The sequence below is a fragment of the Methylophilus sp. TWE2 genome, from assembly GCF_001183865.1.
GTDB lineage: Bacteria > Pseudomonadota > Gammaproteobacteria > Burkholderiales > Methylophilaceae > Methylophilus.
In genome coordinates, this window is record NZ_CP012020.1 from 2,112,421 (window position 1) to 2,128,669 (window position 16,249).

General features: G+C 49.8%; 17 protein-coding genes. 5 read left to right on the top strand and 12 right to left on the bottom strand.

The window, feature by feature from the left end:
- Nucleotides 1-146: 146 nt before the first annotated feature.
- Complete coding sequence (locus ACJ67_RS10020; RefSeq protein WP_049638956.1) at nucleotides 147-1,016, top strand: lysophospholipid acyltransferase family protein; 870 nt, start codon at nucleotides 147-149, stop codon at nucleotides 1,014-1,016.
- A gap of 24 nt (nucleotides 1,017-1,040) precedes the next feature.
- Here the strand turns inward: ACJ67_RS10020 and ACJ67_RS10025 are convergent, their stop codons facing one another.
- Both ACJ67_RS10025 and ACJ67_RS10030 read right to left on the bottom strand, forming a co-directional pair.
- Complete coding sequence (locus ACJ67_RS10025) at nucleotides 1,041-1,745, bottom strand: type 1 glutamine amidotransferase (protein ID WP_049638957.1); 705 nt, start codon at nucleotides 1,743-1,745, stop codon at nucleotides 1,041-1,043.
- Nucleotides 1,742-2,293, bottom strand: a complete 552-nt coding sequence (locus ACJ67_RS10030; protein ID WP_049638958.1) for an rRNA large subunit pseudouridine synthase E — start codon at nucleotides 2,291-2,293, stop codon at nucleotides 1,742-1,744. Before ACJ67_RS10030 ends, ACJ67_RS10025 begins: the two co-directional genes overlap by 4 nt.
- Nucleotides 2,294-2,303: 10 nt before the next feature.
- Between ACJ67_RS10030 and icd the strand changes: the two genes are divergently transcribed.
- The gene (gene icd / locus ACJ67_RS10035) at nucleotides 2,304-3,542 is read left to right on the top strand and encodes an NADP-dependent isocitrate dehydrogenase (RefSeq protein WP_369799079.1); all 1,239 of its coding nucleotides are present in this window, start codon (nucleotides 2,304-2,306) and stop codon (nucleotides 3,540-3,542) included.
- 83 nt (nucleotides 3,543-3,625) lie between these two features.
- On the opposite strand, the gene ACJ67_RS10040 is transcribed toward icd, so the two are convergent.
- On the bottom strand, nucleotides 3,626-3,829 hold the full coding sequence (locus ACJ67_RS10040; protein WP_013441419.1) for a cold-shock protein: 204 nt from the start codon (nucleotides 3,827-3,829) through the stop codon (nucleotides 3,626-3,628).
- 345 nt (nucleotides 3,830-4,174) lie between these two features.
- Here ACJ67_RS10040 and pilB point away from each other — a divergent pair, with 345 nt between their 5' ends.
- Both pilB and ACJ67_RS10050 read left to right on the top strand, forming a co-directional pair.
- Complete coding sequence (gene pilB / locus ACJ67_RS10045; RefSeq protein ID WP_049638960.1) at nucleotides 4,175-5,896, top strand: type IV-A pilus assembly ATPase PilB; 1,722 nt, start codon at nucleotides 4,175-4,177, stop codon at nucleotides 5,894-5,896.
- Nucleotides 5,897-5,933: 37 nt separating this feature from the next.
- On the top strand, nucleotides 5,934-7,157 hold the full coding sequence (locus ACJ67_RS10050) for a type II secretion system F family protein (RefSeq protein ID WP_049638961.1): 1,224 nt from the start codon (nucleotides 5,934-5,936) through the stop codon (nucleotides 7,155-7,157).
- 64 nt (nucleotides 7,158-7,221) lie between these two features.
- Here the strand turns inward: ACJ67_RS10050 and ACJ67_RS10055 are convergent, their stop codons facing one another.
- The 6 genes from ACJ67_RS10055 to ACJ67_RS10080 form a co-directional block, all read right to left on the bottom strand.
- Entirely contained in the window at nucleotides 7,222-7,935 is a 714-nt protein-coding gene (locus ACJ67_RS10055; protein WP_369799111.1) for a DsbC family protein, read from the bottom strand.
- A gap of 75 nt (nucleotides 7,936-8,010) precedes the next feature.
- A complete protein-coding gene (locus ACJ67_RS10060; RefSeq protein ID WP_049638963.1) occupies nucleotides 8,011-9,219 on the bottom strand; it encodes an FAD-dependent oxidoreductase in 1,209 nt (402 codons plus the stop codon).
- The gene (locus tag ACJ67_RS10065; protein ID WP_049639868.1) at nucleotides 9,209-10,378 is read right to left on the bottom strand and encodes an FAD-dependent monooxygenase; all 1,170 of its coding nucleotides are present in this window, start codon (nucleotides 10,376-10,378) and stop codon (nucleotides 9,209-9,211) included. Before ACJ67_RS10065 ends, ACJ67_RS10060 begins: the two co-directional genes overlap by 11 nt.
- 41 nt (nucleotides 10,379-10,419) lie before the next feature.
- On the bottom strand, nucleotides 10,420-11,718 hold the full coding sequence (locus ACJ67_RS10070) for an aminopeptidase P N-terminal domain-containing protein (RefSeq protein ID WP_049638964.1): 1,299 nt from the start codon (nucleotides 11,716-11,718) through the stop codon (nucleotides 10,420-10,422).
- A gap of 105 nt (nucleotides 11,719-11,823) precedes the next feature.
- A complete protein-coding gene (locus tag ACJ67_RS10075; protein WP_049638965.1) occupies nucleotides 11,824-12,603 on the bottom strand; it encodes a DUF2927 domain-containing protein in 780 nt (259 codons plus the stop codon).
- Nucleotides 12,596-12,826, bottom strand: a complete 231-nt coding sequence (locus tag ACJ67_RS10080) for a DUF3820 family protein (RefSeq protein WP_049638966.1) — start codon at nucleotides 12,824-12,826, stop codon at nucleotides 12,596-12,598. Before ACJ67_RS10080 ends, ACJ67_RS10075 begins: the two co-directional genes overlap by 8 nt.
- 171 nt (nucleotides 12,827-12,997) lie before the next feature.
- Here ACJ67_RS10080 and ACJ67_RS10085 point away from each other — a divergent pair, with 171 nt between their 5' ends.
- Nucleotides 12,998-14,026, top strand: a complete 1,029-nt coding sequence (locus ACJ67_RS10085; RefSeq protein ID WP_049638967.1) for a GGDEF domain-containing protein — start codon at nucleotides 12,998-13,000, stop codon at nucleotides 14,024-14,026.
- A gap of 52 nt (nucleotides 14,027-14,078) precedes the next feature.
- Here ACJ67_RS10085 and ACJ67_RS10090 read toward each other — a convergent pair whose 3' ends face one another.
- Genes ACJ67_RS10090 through ACJ67_RS10100 form a run of 3 tightly spaced genes read right to left on the bottom strand, consistent with a single transcriptional unit; the run spans nucleotide 14,079 to nucleotide 16,156 of the window.
- Entirely contained in the window at nucleotides 14,079-14,507 is a 429-nt protein-coding gene (locus tag ACJ67_RS10090; RefSeq protein ID WP_049638968.1) for a phosphate-starvation-inducible protein PsiE, read from the bottom strand.
- Nucleotides 14,507-15,172 (bottom strand): N-acetylmuramate alpha-1-phosphate uridylyltransferase MurU, encoded by a 666-nt coding sequence (gene murU, locus ACJ67_RS10095; RefSeq protein ID WP_197080708.1) that lies wholly within the window; start codon nucleotides 15,170-15,172, stop codon nucleotides 14,507-14,509. The genes ACJ67_RS10090 and murU overlap by 1 nt, the downstream gene beginning before the upstream one ends.
- 12 nt (nucleotides 15,173-15,184) lie before the next feature.
- Nucleotides 15,185-16,156 carry an aminoglycoside phosphotransferase family protein gene (locus ACJ67_RS10100; protein WP_049638970.1) on the bottom strand — a complete coding sequence of 324 codons (972 nt, stop codon included), beginning with the start codon at nucleotides 16,154-16,156 and terminating at the stop codon, nucleotides 15,185-15,187.
- Between the last annotated feature and the right edge of the window lie 93 nt (nucleotides 16,157-16,249).

Below are 16,249 nucleotides of genomic sequence, written 5' to 3' on the forward strand. Positions count from 1 at the left end.
GACCTGCCATGATCAGTCGCGTTTATTTACAAAATAAATCAATCAATGGCAGGCTAACAAACCATGATTTGTTAATATGATGCGTTTACGGCGTGGATTTTAACAGAATGCACCCGAAATGAGATTTTCGACAAGGCAGATTTTTGATGTTGGCACTTTTTTGCAAATGGCTTTCCAAATTGCCACTTGGCTACATCCAAGGCTTGGGCGCAATGTTGGGGAGGTTGAATTGGTGGCTGGATCAAAAAAGTACCCGCATAGCCATTGAGAACATCCAGCAGAGCGGTCTTTGCAACGATATCAAGGCTGTTCATCAACTGGCCAAACATAGCTGGATAGAAGCGGGTAAATCCTTGATGGAATCACTATTTATCTGGGGCGCCCCGCAATCCGGTTTACTGCCTTTGGTGAAGGCAGCAACTGGCTGGCACCTCGTAGAGGAAGCACAACGTGCGGGCAAAGGCCTGATTTTCCTCACGCCACATCTGGGCTGTTTTGAGATCACCTCGATTTATTATGGCAGTCAACACCCAATCACCGTGCTCTATCGCCCCCCAAAACTGACTTGGCTGGAAGACTTACTGCAACAGGGCCGGCAAAAAGGCAATGTTTCCCTGGCGCCAGCCAATGCCGCCGGGGTTAAAAAATTGCTGCAAGCCCTAAAACGTGGAGAAGCGATTGGTATTTTACCCGACCAGATTCCCAGAAAAGGCGAAGGCGAATGGGCTGATTTTTTTGGCAAACCGGCTTATACCATGGGGCTAGCGAGCAAACTGGCGGTTAAATCTGGAGCAACAGTGATTATGGCGTTTGGCGAACGCTTAGCCGCAGGCGAAGGGTTTCACATTCACCTATCCAAAGTGGACGATATCCACACCCCCGGCTTGCTTAACCAGGCAATTGAACGTCAGATTGCACAATGCCCGGGGCAGTATTTATGGCAATACAACCGTTACAAAAAAAGGCGTTACGCCATGCGTAAACTGCAACCTCACCAAAGCGAACACGCGGATTAATCGGTGACTGTGAGCTGGGCTTGATTATGCCAGCCCCTGTATCCAGCGGCTGTAGACCCTATCGGCAACGGCATGTAGCACGTCGCAATCCTCGTTCACTTTTGCCAGCATGGTATCCGCAGACTGTACAGCCGGGCTGGCTGCAGACGTGGCAATATCGTTCTTCCATTGTTCCGTCCAAATCTTGACCATCTCCGGCATCATCTCAATATGGCATTGCAAACCGATGTGTTTGCCCATGACATAAGCCTGGTTGATGCAATACGGGCTGGATAGCACGTGTGTCGCCCCTTGCGGCACCGAAAAAGTTTCGCCATGCCAGTGAAAGCTGTTAAAGCCTTGCAAGTCACCAAACCAATCTCTAGCGACAGGATGATCTGCCACCTGCACTTGCCCCCAGCCTATTTCTTTAACCGGGTTTTTACTGACCACACCGCCCAATGCCTTGCTGATTAACTGCCCTCCCAGGCAGTGCCCAAGCAAAGGAACATCTTTTTCTACTGCCTGGCGAATTAATTGCAGTAAGGGCGGAATCCAGGGCAAATCATCGTTGACACTCATGGGGCCGCCCATCAACACAATGCCACTATATGCATCGACTGAGTCAGGCACGGGCTCGCCTTTATCAATACGCACCTCGCACCAAGGAATGGCATGCCGCGCTAAAAAAGTGCCCAAATAACCAGCACCCTCGCAGCAAGCGTGCCTGAATACCACCACCTGTTTCATGACATTACCTTCTTATAACTGACTTCCTGGTATTGCCCAAGCAAGATTCCGTCCAACGTGTACGGGCCTATGGCATAACGGATCAGGCGCAAGGTCGGAAACCCCACATGGGCGGTCATTCGCCGCACCTGGCGGTTCTTGCCTTCACTGATTTTAATCTCCAGCCAGGTCGTCGGGATATGTTTGCGTTCGCGTATGGGTGGCTCGCGCTGCCACAAATGGTCAGGTTCGGCGATGATTCTGACCTGCGCTGGCTGCGTGACAAAATCCCCTAAATCGACGCCCTGCTTTAATGGCATCAATTCTGCTTCTGTAGGAGTACCTTCGACTTGCGCCCAGTAGGTTTTGACCTGTTTATGTTTGGGATGGCTTAAACGATGTTGTAATCCGCCGTCATCGGTTAAAATAAGCAATCCTTCAGAATCGGTATCTAACCGCCCGGCAGCATACACGTTGGGAATCGGAATATAGTCCTTGAGCGTCGCATGCTTCTCGTGAGCAGTGAACTGGCAAACGACGTTAAAGGGTTTGTTAAACAGTAATAACATGGAAAGTGCTATGTCTAAAATCAAGGTGCCCGCCACAGGCAGCAAAATCACCGTCAATGCTGATAATACCCTAAATGTTCCCGACCAACCTATTATCCCGTTTATCGAGGGCGATGGTATCGGCGTTGACATTACGCCGCCCATGATCAAAGTGGTGGATACCTCTGTTGAAAAAGCCTACGGCGGCAAACGCAAGATTTCCTGGATGGAAGTCTACGCCGGCGAAAAATCGACGACGGTTTATGACAAAGATACCTGGCTTTCAGATGAAACCATGGCGGCCTTGAAAGACTATGTCATTTCGATCAAAGGTCCGTTGACGACTCCAGTCGGCGGTGGCATCCGTTCATTGAATGTGACTTTGCGCCAGGAACTGGATTTATACGTCTGCTTGCGCCCTATCCAGTATTTCACAGGTGTCCCCAGCCCGGTCAAGCATCCTGAAAAAACCGACATGGTGATTTTCCGTGAAAATACGGAAGATATTTACGCCGGCATCGAATGGGCCGCTGGCACTGAGGAAGTGAAAAAAGTCATCAACTTCTTGAGCGACATGGGCGTACGCAAGAAAATCCGTTTCCCTGAAGCGTCTTCCATCGGCATCAAGCCAGTGTCTATTGATGGCAGCAAGCGCCTGATCCGCAAAGCAATCCAATATGCGATTGATAACAACCGCAAATCGGTGACCATCACCCACAAGGGCAACATCATGAAGTTCACCGAAGGTGGCTTCCGTGACTGGGGTTACCAGCTGGCTAAAGAAGAATTTGGTGCCGAGCTGATTGACGGTGGTCCATGGTGCAAATTGCCTAACGGCATTGTCATCAAAGACTGTATCGCAGATGCCTTCCTGCAAGAGATTTTGCTGCATCCGGAAGATTATGATGTGGTTGCTGCCTTGAACCTGAATGGTGACTACATGAGCGATGCTTTAGCCGCACAAGTGGGCGGCATCGGCATTGCCCCAGGCGCGAACTTGAGCGACACCGTTGCCATGTTTGAAGCCACCCATGGCACTGCGCCTAAAATTGCCGGTAAAAACCTGGCCAATCCGAGCTCACTGATTCTGTCAGCCGAAATGATGTTGCGCCACATGGGTTGGGTTGAAGCCGCAGACCTGGTATTGAATGGCGTCGCCAAAGCAATTGCCAGCAAGCGCGTGACCGGCGACTTTAGCAGCCAGATGGAAGGCGCCACGCAAGTAGGCACCGCTGAATTTGGTGACGAGATCATCAAGCAAATGGCTTAATGCCTTACCGGGCCTTCGGCTGATGGCATAAAAAAACGGCTCGCACTGCGAGCCGTTTTGCATTTGGTGCCCCTAAACAATCATTATGCTTTTTGGATATTGCTTGCTTGCTTGCCTTTTGGACCTTCAGTCACATCGAAAGACACACGCTGGCCCTCTTTCAGGCTTTTGTAACCAGATTCTACAATTGCGGAAAAGTGTGCGAACAAATCATCACCACCATCATCCGGCGTAATAAATCCAAAGCCCTTAGAATCATTGAACCACTTTACGGTACCTGTTGCCATTTTACTTCCTTACTTTTTTACTTAACAGGGAGGCGCCCCAAAAGTTTGTCTCAAGTACTCCAGTCGCAATAAACAAGCTTTGCTTTACTTAAAGACGGCTACAAAAAACCTGAACCCAAACGCCTTAAGGATTTATAAGTGAGCATTATTTAAATGTCAAGTGCATTTTTGTATCTTTTAACGAAAGCTAAAAAATCCAGTTAAAATTTGTATAAATGCCGCACCAGAGGCCGTCTATTCTACGATTTGAATTCATGATGAAAAACGTATACTCAAAGGAAAAGTATTGGTATATCAGTTAATTAACACATTTATCACGGTTTAACAGAGGCCTTTGAAACGTTTATGGCAGCAGTGGAAAGTACAAAGAAACTTGGTGGTATGGCACGCATGCTGGTGCAATCTTCGCTCATGAGTGAAGAAGACGCCTCAGCATTGCAGGAAAAATCATACGCCCAGAAAATCAGTTTCCTGGCTGCCGCACTGGCGCAAAAGAAGATATCTTCCCGGGACATTGCGCAATCGGCATCAAATGCTTTTGGCTTTCCTTTTTTTGACCTGGACGTACTAGACCAGGACTCCCTCCCTGAGAAAACCATCGATATCAAGCTGATGCAATCGCATCGCGTGATGCTGTTACAGCAGAAAAACAACGTCGCTTATATCGCCCTCTCCGATCCCACCAACCTGCACTCACTGGATACCATCCAGTTCCAGATGGGCGCTACGCTGTTCCCCATCGTGGTCGAAGATGACAAGCTGGGTAAATGGATAGATAAAATCGTCGAATCCAAAGACACCAGCATGTCTAGCCTGAATAGCGGTGCGGACGATTTTGACTTGGGGCTGGAAGAATCTAACCAGGAGCAAGAAGTAGAAATACAGCAGGAGGTGGACGATGCACCTGTCGTCAAATTCCTGCAGAAGGTATTGATGGATGCCATCAATATGGGCGCATCTGACTTGCACTTTGAACCTTATGAGAAGTTTTACCGGATCCGCTTCAGGGTAGATGGCGTATTGCGAGACATGTCGCAGCCACCCCTGGCGATTAAAGAAAAACTGGCTTCGCGCATCAAGGTCATTTCCAATCTGGATATTTCCGAAAAAAGAATCCCGCAAGATGGCCGCATGAAGCTGATCCTCAGCAAAACCCGCGCCATCGACTTTCGTGTCAGCACATTGCCATTAATCCATGGTGAGAAAATTGTGATGCGAATTCTGGACCCGACCAGCGCAACATTGGGCATTGAGGCATTAGGTTATGAGCCTGAACAGCAGGATGCTTTGCTTAAAGCAATTCATCGCCCTTATGGCCTGGTATTAGTGACGGGGCCGACGGGTTCCGGCAAGACAGTATCACTGTATACCTGCCTCAACCTGCTCAATAACCCCGAAGTCAATATTTCCACTGCAGAGGATCCGGCAGAGATCCCCTTACCTGGCATCAATCAGGTGAACGTCAATGACAAACAGGGCCTGACATTTGCTGCAGCGCTAAAGTCTTTCCTGCGCCAGGATCCTGACATTATCATGATTGGTGAAATCCGTGACCTGGAAACGGCTGACATGGCCATCAAGGCGGCCTCTACCGGGCACATGGTGTTATCCACATTGCATACCAATGATGCGCCCACCACCTTATCGCGATTATTAAATATGGGCGTAGCCCCCTTCAACATTGCCTCGGCGGTGACGTTAATTACGGCACAACGCCTGGCCAGGCGCTTGTGTAAGCACTGCAAGGTACCCTTGGATCTACCGAAGGAAGCATTATTGAATGTAGGCTTTAACGAGACGGATCTTGACGGCAGCTGGCAATTATATGGCGCCAAGGAAGGCGGCTGCGAGCATTGTAATAACGGCTATAAGGGTCGTGTCGGGATTTACCAGGTGATGCCCATTAGCGAGGAAATGACGCGTATTATCATGACCAATGGCAATGCGCTGGATATTGCTGCACAGGCCAAAAAAGAAGGCATCAAAGACCTGAGGGAATCAGGCCTGCTCAAAGTAAAACAAGGACTAACCTCCATTGAGGAAGTAGAAGCCGTGACGAATGAATAACTGTTGTCACTGATCAAATATTCTTGAAGAAAACATTATGGCGACTGGCAATATCAAACAATCCGTGTATCAGTGGGAAGGCAAGGACCGTAAAGGCAAGCTGGTTAAAGGCGAAATGCGCGCCAATGGCGAAGCGGTCGTCAATGCCACTTTGCGTCGCCAGGGCATTACCATCATCAAGGTAAAGAAGCAAAGCGCACTGGTCACCAAAGGTAAAGTCACCGAAAAAGATATCACCTTATTTACGCGTCAGCTGGCCACCATGATGAAAGCAGGCGTGCCTTTATTGCAAGCCTTTGATATTGTTGGCAAAGGACATCACAACCCTGCAGTCTCCAAACTATTGAGCGACATTAAAGCCGATGTCGAAACCGGTAGCAGTCTGAGTGCGGCTTTCCGTAAATACCCTTTATATTTTGATCAATTGTTCTGCAACTTGGTGGGCGCGGGTGAACAAGCCGGTATCCTGGACAGTTTACTGGAGCGATTGGCCACCTATAAAGAAAAGATTCTTGCCATCAAAAGCAAAATCAAATCCGCCCTGGTTTATCCTACCTCGATTATCGTGGTAGCTTTTGTCATCACCGCCGTCATCATGATTTTTGTCGTGCCCGCGTTTAAAGATCTGTTCAGCAGCTTTGGGGCAGACTTGCCGGGCCCCACTGTAGTGGTCATTAATATATCCGACTTTTTCGTTAAATGGTGGTGGGCCATTTTCGGCACTCTGGGGTTTGGTTTATGGTTCTTTTTCTACACCTGGAAACGCTCTGAAAAAATGCAGGCGACCATGGATCGACTCATGCTGCGCCTGCCTATTTTTGGTGAACTGATCCGTAAAGCGACCATCGCGCGTTTTGCCCGCACACTCTCCACTATGTTTGCTGCCGGTGTCCCACTTGTTGAGGCCCTGGATTCTGTGGCTGGTGCTTCGGGCAACAAAGTCTATTTTGATGCGACCAAGAAAATCCAAAGCGAAGTCAGCACGGGTACCAGCTTTACAGTGTCCATGCAGAACGCAAATGTGTTCCCCAATATGGTGATCCAGATGACGGCCATTGGGGAGGAGTCTGGCTCTTTGGATGGCATGCTAACCAAAGTAGCAGACTTTTACGAAGGCGAAGTCGATGATGCCGTGGCCGCGATCTCTAGTTTGATGGAGCCTGTGATTATGGTTGTCCTGGGCGTACTGATTGGCGGCCTGGTGGTTGCCATGTATATGCCTATCTTCAAAATGGGCAAGGTGGTCAGTGGTGGAGGATAATCGGTAAACCCTAACGAAAAAAGGCTGTTACAAACAGCCTTTTTTAATGCCACAGATTGTTGGATTACATGGTTTTTTTCGCAGCTTGCAATGATTTTTCAATCTCATCATATGGCTGCGCACCTAGCATGCGCTTGCCATTTTCAAAAAACAACGTAGGGGTGCTATTCACACCAACCTTGTGCGCCAACTCCCCCACCTTTTCTAACGGCACGTCACATTTGGCTGTCGTCGTTGGTAGTTTATTGTTGAATATCCAATCTTGCCAGGCTTTCACGCGATTGCTGGCACACCAGATACTACGTGATTTATTCGCTGCATCCGGATGTAATTGCTCAATCGGATATAAGAAAGTATAAATAGTGACGTCATTGATGTTGGTCAGCTCTTTCTGTTCCAATCGTTTGCAAAATGGACAATCCACATCCGAAAATACGACCAGTTTGCGACTACCGTTGCCTTTGACCACTTTAATCGCCTGGTCCAAAGGTAAACTATTGAAGTCAATTTTAGTGAGTTCATCCATGCGCTCACCTGTCAGGTCTTTCTTGGTTTTTGGGTCAACCAGGCGCCCTTCGGCAATCAGAAAACTGAATTTTTCATCGGTATAAATGATCTGCCCACCCATAAAAACTTCATACAAGCCGTTATAAGGCGTTTTGGTCACGCTATCCACTTTGAATTTTGGATAGGCAGCTTCTATCGTTTTTTTCAGGCTGGCTTCGTCAGCAACGCTGTTTAATGACCACAATGCCGCCAAGGCAGCTAAGCCCAGCATGACCGACTGACCGATAAATTTTTTCATTACTCACTCTTTCTCAAACATGCACAGCTTTGACTCATCAAATGTCAATTAATTTTGCGTGGCTGTACGAATTAAAAAACGTTTTAGCATAGCACTGTTTTCCACCGCTCGTATGCCTAACAATGCAGCATGTGTCCAGGCAGCTTGTGGGCGCGCAAACAGGCCATCCAGACCGCGCGTCAATGCATGCATTTTCAAAATATCCATGTGCCGCGTACGCGTCACATGGCGCAAAAAGTTGGCATCACCCAACGGCCTGACAGCAGGCAATTGCGCAATATGCTGACACAGCGCCTGCACGTCCTGAAAACCCAAATTAACGCCTTGCCCAGCCATTGGATGCACCTGATGCGCAGCATCTCCCAACAACAGCACATGCGGCAAGGCCATGCTATCTGCCGTGTTTTGTACCAGCGGGAAAGCCAGTATCTCGCCATTGGGCGTCAATGTTCCCAATACATTGCCACAGCGCGCTTCAACCTCTCTAGCCAATGCCTCTGCCAATAAAGCCTGTTTTTGTGCCGCGTCTGCATGCGGCAATGCCCAAACCAACGATACCTGCTGCTGGGGCATAGGCAACAAAGCCAGGGTTTCGTGCGCACCAAACCATTGCCTGGCGATATCGCCGTGCGGCCGCTCGGCACGGTAGTTGGTCACCAGTGCGGTCTGTGCAAAATCAACCTTGTGTACATTCACGCCACATTGCGTTCGCACCCATGATCGCCCGCCATCGGCCCCTATCAACAACGCAGCTTCAATCTCATGTTGCGGCAAGGATAACCGGGCCACATGACCGGAATATTGCAAAGTATGTGCCGGAGCGTCGGTGATCACAGTCACCTCTAAATCTTTCAGGGCTTGCCAGCAGGCATCCATCAAGGCCTGGCTTTCCACAATAAAGCCCATCTCGGTCAAATGGGCATCGTCCGCATCCAGGCAAAGACTAGGCGTTGCATGGCTGTGGGTAGGCGACCATAAATGCATGGCGGAAATCGGATTAATCCGGCTTGCAGGCATGTGCGCCCATATGCCAAGGCTACGTAACCAGTCCACCGTTTGATTGGTAAGTGCATAAATACGGCTATCCCAGTGATTCACATCGTCGACCCAGTTCTCGGCCAAAGACTGCGCGGGCTTAGCATCTGTCAGCACGACTTTTTTGCCCAGTCTTGACAGTGCAATCGCCGCGGTCAAGCCCACCAGGCCAGCGCCGACAATGACCACATCGGTTTTAATCAAGGGAGGATTAACTGCCATAACTCATCTTGTTCACGAGGAAACGGCGCGCCATCGGCAACATGCTGAGCGCTCCCAGGCCCGCACCGCGTAACAAGCCGACACCTACCAAATCATTGGAAAATACATTCACAAGGAAATCCGTGAACTGCAGGCCTCGACCGGTATCCCTTTGCCGTGACGCATGATATTCAGTCAATCTATGTGCAGCGCCCCATTCACCAGCCTCTGTGGAAGCAACATTTTTCGCTAATGCTACAGCGTCGCGAATACCCACATTAAAGCCCTGTCCAGCCACTGGGTGCATGGTTTGTGCCGCATTGCCTATCACCACACAATGCGCAGCAAAGGTCTGGTCCAACTTACTCAGTTTGAGTGGAAACTTGAATCGCTTGCCAATATGCAAGAATTTTCCAACACGATCGCCAAACGCTGCGTGCAAAGCCTCTAGAAAAGCGGCATCCTTTAGCGCGGCGATTTCATCTATATACGTTTGCTCACCCGTCCATACCAGCGAGAATTGTTTCCCGTTCGGTAACAATGCCATCGGACCCCGGGGCGTGAAACGCTCATACGCAATATTGTGATGTGGTTGCTCGGTTTGCACCAGGCCAACCAGTGCATCATGCCCGTAATGCTTGGTTTCCCGTACCAGGCCGGGGATGGCATCCAGGCTACGTCCGCCATCGGCAATCACCGCCAGGGGCGTCGATAATTGTTGCACTGAACCATCCGCAAGCGAGTATTGAATATCGGCTGCGTGAGCGTGTACATCCAAGCCTGTTACCGGTGCCTGGTATTGAATATTAATCCCTGCAGGCGATTGCTCGATACGGGCATCGAGTGCCTGCATTAACGCACCGTAAGACACGACATAGCCCAAGGCAGGCAATGAGTGTTCATGTGCTTTGAGCACGGTGCGGCCAAAGCCTTTCTGCTGCGAGACATGAATGGTTTCGATGGCTGTGACTGCCATTTCAAGCAGTGGCCAGACACCCAGTTGTTCCAGCACCTGACGCGTACCGTAAGAGAGCGCCAACGCCCTGCCATCACCATACATCGCACCCGGTGCCTGTGCTTCAAGTATGGTCACAGGCACACTGGACTGTTGCAACGATAGCGCGAGCACCAGCCCAACCGGGCCGCCGCCTATCACGACAGGATGACTGAGAGTTTGCATGACGCTTGTTGCCTTTTGATCCATCTATAAACAATCAACTTTTATTGCTGCCGCATCAATGCCTCAATATCTGCTACCGTCTTGATGGCAGCAGACGTGATCACTTCATGGCCAGAAGGGGTGACCAGTACATCATCTTCAATACGGATGCCAATGTTCCAGAAATGCTCAGGCACATTCTCTGCGGGCCGCACATAGCACCCTGGCTCTACCGTCAACATATTGCCAGGCTGCAACATGACCCAATCACCCGCAGGCGTTTTGTATTCGCCGGCATCATGTACATCCAGACCCAGCCAGTGCCCGGTACGATGCATGTAAAACTGGCGGTAGCTGCCGCTTTCAAGCACGGCCTCCCGGCTACCCTGGCATAAGCCATAATGAATAAACCCATCCACCAGGACATCCAGCGCAGCTTCATGTGGCGCATTCCAGTGATGCTGTGGACTGACACTCGCAATCGCGGCAGCCTGGGCTGCGAGCACGAGTTGATATAAATCCTTTTGCGGACCATTGAAGCGGCCACTGACAGGAAAAGTACGGGTAATGTCAGAAGCATAGCCATCCAGCTCACAACCCGCATCAATCAGTAACAGGTCGCCAGCTTTCAACTCAGCATTATTGGCGTTGTAATGCAAAGTACAGGCATTAGACCCGCCTGCCACAATACTCGTATAAGCCGGTGCCTGTGCACCCTGCCGGTAAAATTCGTGCAAAAATTCGGCTTCGATTTCATATTCCCACTTACCCGGCTGGACTGCCTGCATAGCGCGGTTATGGGCACTGGCGGCAATACTGGCTGAACGACGCATGAGGTCGACTTCATAAGGAGATTTAAGCAGACGCATGGCATCCAGTGCTTGACGCACATCAACCAGCCTGGCTGGCGCCTGTACACCGGTACGGGCTTGCGCCTTGACAGCATTGAGCCAGCCGCTGACTTTGGCATCCCAGCCAGCATCCGCGCCCAAACTAAAAAACAGCTCTGGCTGGTTCGCCATCAACTTGGGCAATTGCTCATCAAGTTGCGTGATGGAATACGCTTCATCAAAGCCAAATTCTTTTTTTGTCGCCTCTGGACCATAACGAAAACCATCCCAGATTTCACGTTCGATGTCTTTGTCGCGGCAAAACAGAATACTTCTTGGTTGCGCACCTGCAATCAGAACCAGCACGGCTTCCGGCTCTTTAAACCCAGTCAGGTAGTAAAAATAGCTGTCAAAACGGTAGGGATAATGACTGTCGCGGTTACGCGTCACTTCTGGCGCAGTAGGAATCACGGCAATCCCGGCCTGCATGCTGTCCATCAGTTGCTGGCGGCGACGTGAAAATTCTTGCATGGAGGTACTCAAAGCAAATCCTTGGCAATCAATCTGGTAAAGCAGTTGGGCATTGTAGCGTATTTAGTGTGCAATTGCTGGAATGGTTCCGCCCTGCAACGCCCTTCAGAACCCCATCATTTCATATAACTCTGACTGCCTGACATTCTTCTCGGCATCCTGAATAGTGCCATCATTTTGCCACTGTTTGAGCAGCTTATCGAGCACGGAACGTACCTGGTGAGCACGCATGCCAGGCTTGACTGCTGGCGCATAAAGCATTTTCAGCAGCAATGCATCCAGGCCAGTCAGCAATGACTCTGGCGTTTTGTCATTAAAAATGGAGGGAAAGACTTTTTCTGAGTCGTTTGGCAAACCCATGGCCTGCGTGGTTTCCTCCACAATGCAAGACAGCAGTTGGCGATGCTCCTGCGCCAGATCAACAGGAATCACCACCCAGGCTTTTTTAATCGCTTTTTTGTCATCAAGATCCAAGCCAAACACACAAGCGGCGTCAGCAGGTGGCTTGATCAATAAATTGCCGCTGACCAATGCGATGTCATTACGCCAAAGCTGTAAATGGGAGAACACCACCATAAAATTGGCTTCCTGACGAGACGTGGCAAAAACAATGGGATGGCCCGTGATTCTGGACAAATGCTGCATATGATATTTTGTCAGCATGGCGCGCTGCTCGGCCTGGGTTTGGTCTGCATGATGCTCTAACCAGACCCTGATCGGTTGCTGCCATTTACGTACCGGCTGCTCGCCGCCAGTGTACTCATTGTGTAAAGCCACTTCGAAGAATGCTTGCTGGAGGTAAGCGGAAGATTGCCAGGCCTCCTCGGCCCTCACGGCAGGCATTGCCAGCAAGCCTAAAAACAACCACCAGCAACGATTAATCATGCAGCTTCCCGCCCTCGGCGCGCAAGGGTGTTAACAGTGCAGATAACCCATTGTGGTCAATTTCACGCATCAAATGCAGCAAACGCCCCAACTCCCCAGGCGGGAAGCCCTCGCGTGCAAACCAGTGCAAATAATGCCCAGGCAAATCGGCAATCAGCCTGCCCTGATATTTTCCATAAGGCATTTTCAGGGTGACCAGTTGGATCAAGTCTTCTTGTTTCATAGCGCTATTATTGCAGTATCAGCAGAATTTTTAAGCAAATCATGAGGTGTTGAAATTATTTTCACACTCACCCTCAAAAAATCTGGTTTTTATCCGTTATTTCCTTTGAGTCTGTCTCAAGTACTGAGAATAACAACATTCATTGCGAATTGAACATCGTTAGAGTCCAAGATGCTATACGAAATCAGTAAAGAAAAAAGTGCAGAATATCTGCGACAAGCCATCCACCATATGTCTAGGCAGGATACAGCTTTCCATCCGGTCAGCTACGCTGTCTGGTATGAGTATTCGTCCGGCGAACATGCGCGCCTGATTGAAGAGGTGAATAGCCTGATCGAAAAAGAAAAAAAACTCAACGAAAAAAGTACCTCCCATCTTTATAACAAGCATATCGCCAGTATGGATGCCGATAGCGCTCAAGTTCTGGTTGATCGCTTTAATCAGGTGGTCACTGACATCACCTCATCCACCCAGAAAGCAGACAAGGATACGACAGTATTTAGAAAAGCGCTGGAGGCTTGGTCTGGCGAAATCCATCACCTGGATGCAGAGCTTGGTGTCAAGTTTGCTCCCTTGTTATCTGATACCTTGCAAATGCAAACTTCCATGCACAGTCTGCAAACGCAGTTAGAATCCAGCCTGAAAGAGATTTCGGACTTGAAAAGCGAGATCATGAAGGCCAAGCAAGAGGCAATCTCTGATGGCCTGACTGGCCTCATGAACCGCAAGGGATTTGATAGTGCCTTGCATCAATGCCTGGACACAGTCGCGACCGATGATACTTGCCTGGTGATTGCCGATATCGACTTTTTCAAACGCGTCAATGACAGTTATGGCCATTTGTTTGGAGATAAGGTGATTCAGGCCGTGGCGAGGATTTTAAAAACGGTTTCCGGAGACCTGTATACTGCGGCACGTTACGGCGGCGAAGAGTTTGTGCTTTTGTTACCACATACCAGTGTGGAAATGGCTAACGAGATTGCGGAAACCATACGCCGCCAGGTCGCGGCGATCACGATTAAAAACAATGTGACGCAACGCCTGATTTCCAACATCACGGTTTCGCTTGGAGTGACAGCCTACCAGCCGGGTGAATCTGCCGACAGCTTTATCACACGCGCAGACCAGGCGCTCTACACCTCAAAAGCGCATGGCCGTAATCAGGTGACCATGCTGACCGAGGACCTGGCAACCGCCTGACCTGGCTTGCGCCAGTCTTAGTTATGGCGCAAAAATTTGCCTAAATGACACCCTAAAGTAAATCGCGTTTTTGCTCGGGAATATCCTCATAGGGATACTGTGAATGTCCAAAACGCATGACCAATACCGAAATTGCCAATATGAGGATAGCCACAGACACCGCCAGCATATGGGTTTCGGTCATTTCCTTCATGTCCAGCAGCAGGTAACGCGCCAAAGCCACCATGGCAATATAAATCGGATAGCGCATGGGCAGTTTACCCGTGCCAAAGTAGCTGTTGATCATGGAAAAGACTTCCAGATACAAAAACAGCTGCAACAGATCGCCCAGCCCCACCATGCCAGCATGCCACATACGCGCCAACTCATGTGCCAGCGAGAAGAAAGTGGCAATGGTCACCAGGCCCAGCCCTAACCGCTCTATCCACATCAAGGCCTGGTGTGCCATTTTATCGGTGCGATGTTCGTACGGTGGCCTCATTATTCCCCCTGATTGTTATTTAGCCAATGATCAAGTTGTTGTAAACGCTCCGGCGTGCCGATATCATGCCACAAACCATGGTGATGTTGTCCAGTCACACGTTGATGTTGCATAGCCTCTTTTAACAGCGGCGCCAGTTTGGCGGCCTGACCACGTTGCACTGAGTCAAACAGCTCTGGATGGTAGACCCCCACACCTGAAAAGGTCAACCTCTGGTCGGCCGACTCGCACACCAGCCCATCTTTCAGGCCAAAATCCCCGGCAGCATGCTGCGGTGGGTTATCCACCATGACCAGATGCGCTAATTTGCCAGCTGGCAGAGCCAGGCTGGCGTAATCAATATTGGTAAACACATCACCGTTTACGACCAGAAAAGGCTGGTCACCTAGCAATGGCAAGGCGTTTGCGATGCCACCCGCGGTTTCCAGCGCAACTTGTTCAGCACTGTAGCGGATATGTATTCCCCACTGTTCACCGTGACCCAGAGCCGTTTCAATCTGCTGCCCTAAATGCGCATGATTAATCACCAGCTCGGTGAATCCGGCGCGTGCCAGTCGTTCGATATGCCAGACGATCAGAGGTTTACCACCCACCTGCAATAAAGGTTTTGGCGTATGGTCGGTCAACGGCCGCATGCGCTCGCCCCGTCCTGCCGCCAGGATCATTGCGCGCACGACTTACGCTCCGTTTTCCAGCGTACGCAACAATTTAAGGAATGGTCGCAACTCTACATAGCGCTCACAGGCTGCCTGCAAATACTGCATGACGAGTGGCATATCCTTCAGGTAGCCATCCTTGCCATCGCGATGATATAAACGGGCAAAAATACCCAGCACTTTGATGTGACGCTGTACGCCCATCCACTCAAAGTCTTTATAAAATTCACCAAAATCTTCATTCACAGGCAAACCTGCTTTTTTTGCTGATTGCCAGTAACGCACCACCCAGTCCATCAAGTCTTCTTCATCCCAACGGATATAGGCATCCTTAAATAAGGACACCAGGTCATAGGTGATCGCACCAATCACGGCATCTTGGAAATCGAGGATGCCGGGGTTGTTTTCCGAGGTGACCATGAGGTTGCGAGAATGATAATCGCGGTGCACAGTGACTTGCGGTTGATGCAAGATATTATCTAGCAGCAAGGCAAACGTTTTATCCATCACCGCCTGTTGCTCAGCTGTTAACGTTTTACCCAAATGTTTTGCTATGTACCACTCAGGGAATAACTGCAGCTCACGCATTAGTAACGCACTATCGTAAGGAGGCAATGCATTTGGCTGCGTGGCCAGTTGCATCTTGATCAGTGCCTGGCAAGCATCTCCATACAAGACCTTGGCATTCTCTCGCTTCAATTGTGACAAATAAGTATCGTTACCCAGATCACTCAGTAACAAGAAGCCTTGCGTCATATCTTGCGCCACAATCTTCGGTACATTGAGACCAGCAGCCAGCAATTGTTCAGCCACACGCACAAAAGGTCTGCAGTCCTCCTGGGGTGGTGGCGCATCCATGGCAATCAGGGTTCCGGTAGGCAAATGCACGCGAAAATAACGCCTGAAACTGGCATCTGCTGAAGCAGTAGTCAATGTAAAGGGCTGGTCCACGACCTGTGCCAGCCATTGTTGAAGTTGCTGTGTTCTATCCACAAACGTTCCCAAATGATGAATCAGCCCGTGCTATCGGGCAATGCTGTTAAAATGCGGCTGTTATTTTAAGTGAAAAATGACTTTTTAAGCGTT